This is a genomic window from Streptomyces spongiae, from assembly GCF_009377185.1.
GTDB lineage: Bacteria > Actinomycetota > Actinomycetes > Streptomycetales > Streptomycetaceae > Streptomyces > Streptomyces spongiae.
Genome location: NZ_VJZC01000950.1, coordinates 1 through 2,253, shown reverse-complemented (window position 1 = coordinate 2,253; position 2,253 = coordinate 1). Strand labels below are relative to the sequence as shown.

Genomic DNA, 2,253 nt, shown 5'->3' with positions numbered 1-2,253 from the left:
GACGGGTAGGGGCGGCGGGGGCGAGGAAAAACCCGGTGTACCCCCACCGGCCGTGACCCTCATCTCACCGGGAACGCCACGTCACACACCGGGTCCTCGGGCCCGGCCGCGTCCCAGTCGGCGAAGTACACCTCACGGCACGGCCCCGCGACCTCCAGACCGCCCTCCCGCGCGATCCACGCCCCCACCGCGTCGAACGCCGCGTGGATCTGCGGATTGGCGACCTGCGCCTTGCTGATGCGCGTGTAGACCAGCCGCCGCGCGGGCTCACGGCGAGCCTGCGTCTCCCAGGCCCGCCCCTGACCACCCGCCCAGGCCCGCGCGGCGACCTCGTCGGCGACCGGCACGCACGCCTCCGCGGGCCCGTCGCTCTCCAGGGAGACCTCGGAGTAGTACACGACGAACGGCGCCCCGGTGATGCCGCCGCACTCCCGGGCAGCCTCCTCCAGCCGCCCCAGCGATGCCCCGATCCAGGTGGGCAGCTCGTCGGCCAGCACGTGCCGCCGCTGTGTGAGCACCCACTGCTCGGGCACGTCCACCGTCTCGATCTCGAACTTCCCGTACAACTCGGAACTCCTCCCGGAAAGGTGTGCACGGAGGTAGTCCACGAGCGCCCGCTGTCCGGCCAGCCGCGCCTCCACGGCCGCCCAGTACGCGGCGACCCGGTCCGCGGCCCGTTCCCCCTCCAGCTCGACGACCTCGGCGATCCGCGCGAGCGGCATGTCGAGCTGGCGGAGCAGGGCCACGAGACGGGCACGTTCGGCCTGGTCGGCACGGTAGTAGCGGTAACCGCTCACGTCGTCGACGTACGCCGGCGTGAGCAGTCCCTGCCGGTCGTACAGCCGCAGGGCCTTCGCCGACAGCCGCGTCCGCGCGGCGAACGCGCCGATGGTCAACAGGTCGCCGGCTACCCGATCCCCGGCCCCCGGTCTCCCCGTCGGTGGTTCCCCGTCCACCACGTCCATCGCGTCGCCGTCCTCCAGGTCCACCACGCCGTCCTCCGTCGCCGGGCGGCCAATCGCCCGGCGACAGGGACGCTGCACCTTGCCCCAAGGGGAAGGTCAACCGATCAACCGATGGCCTTCTCCACCGCCGCCACGACCTCCGCCGCCTCCGGCTCGGTCTGCGGTGAGAAGCGGGCGATGACCGTGCCGTCGCGGCCGATCAGGAACTTCTCGAAGTTCCACCGGATGTCACCGGTGTGGCCCTCGGCGTCGGCGTGGTCCACCAGCCGGGTGTACAGCGGGTGCCGTCCCTCGCCGTTCACCTCGGCCTTCTCGGTCATCGGGAAGGTCACGCCGTACGTCGCCGAGCAGAACTCCGCGATCTCCTCCGACGTCCCCGGCTCCTGCCCGAGGAACTGGTTGCACGGCACCCCGAGCACGGTGAAGCCCTGGGCGGCGTACTGCTCGTGCAGCCGCTCCAGGCCCGCGTACTGCGGGGTCAGCCCGCACTTGGAGGCCACGTTCACGACAAGGACGGCCTTGCCGTGGTACTGCGCCAGGTCGGCGGAGCCGCCCTGCAACGCACCGATCTGAACATCGAGTACGGAGTTCCCAGCAGTGTTGTCAGCAGTCATGAGCGGATGCTAACTCCGGCAGGTGTCCCGCCGACGGTGGGCCACCTCAACCCCGCTGCGCTGTGACGAGCACCTCACCCGCCGCGGTCCGGTAGTACAGCACCGACCGCCCGGCCCGCCGCCTGCGCACCAGCCGCGCGTCCAGCAGCACCCGCAGATGCCGCCCGACGGACCCGAGCCCCTGCCCGGTGAGGGCCACCAACTGGGTCGTACTCATGGGGGAGTCCAGCAGCACGAGCACCCGGGCCCGCGCGTCGCCGAGGAGCGCGCCGAGTGCGGCGGGTACGGACGACGTGACCGGCTCCTCGGTGAGCACCCCCGCACACGGGTAGACGACGGCGTACCGCTCGCCCTCGTCCCACGACACCCAACCGTGCCGCTGCGCGGTGACCGGCACGAAGAGCAGCTCGGCGCCGGAGATCTCACGCGGCGGGTACTCGTGCAGGTTCACCTGGAGACGGTCCCCGCCCAGCCACCGCATGCCCGGCCGCAGCGCGTCGAGCACCGTGCTCCATCCGCCCTGGCCCAACTGCGCGGTCCGGGCGAGGACATCGGCCTCGAGTACGCGCCGACGCCGCTCCCAGTACGGCCGTACGGTCTCCTCCCACACGAACTGCAGGAGTTCGGCGGCGCGTTGGGGGAGGTCGTCGCGTCGGAGGCGGCCGGGGAGGGGG

The 2,253-nt window shown here is 72.2% G+C and carries 3 protein-coding genes; all 3 read right to left on the bottom strand.

The window, feature by feature from the left end; all coding sequences use genetic code 11:
* Positions 1–59: 59 nt before the first annotated feature.
* Positions 60–965: a MerR family transcriptional regulator gene (locus FNH08_RS49055; RefSeq protein WP_152778410.1), complete on the bottom strand. Its 906-nt coding sequence runs from the start codon at positions 963–965 to the stop codon at positions 60–62.
* 104 nt (positions 966–1,069) lie between these two features.
* Complete coding sequence (locus tag FNH08_RS49050; RefSeq protein ID WP_152778409.1) at positions 1,070–1,579, bottom strand: glutathione peroxidase; 510 nt, start codon at positions 1,577–1,579, stop codon at positions 1,070–1,072.
* 46 nt (positions 1,580–1,625) lie between these two features.
* Positions 1,626–2,253 (bottom strand): ArsR family transcriptional regulator (locus FNH08_RS49045; protein WP_152778407.1); only part of this gene is annotated, 628 nt, incomplete at its 5' end.

Bases quoted from the DNA above. Each gene is read 5' to 3' on its own strand.
- FNH08_RS49055 (WP_152778410.1), bottom strand. From the start codon at position 965: ATGGACGTGGTGGACGGGGAACCACCGACGGGGAGACCGGGGGCCGGG.
- FNH08_RS49050 (WP_152778409.1), bottom strand. From the start codon at position 1,579: ATGACTGCTGACAACACTGCTGGGAACTCCGTACTCGATGTTCAGATC.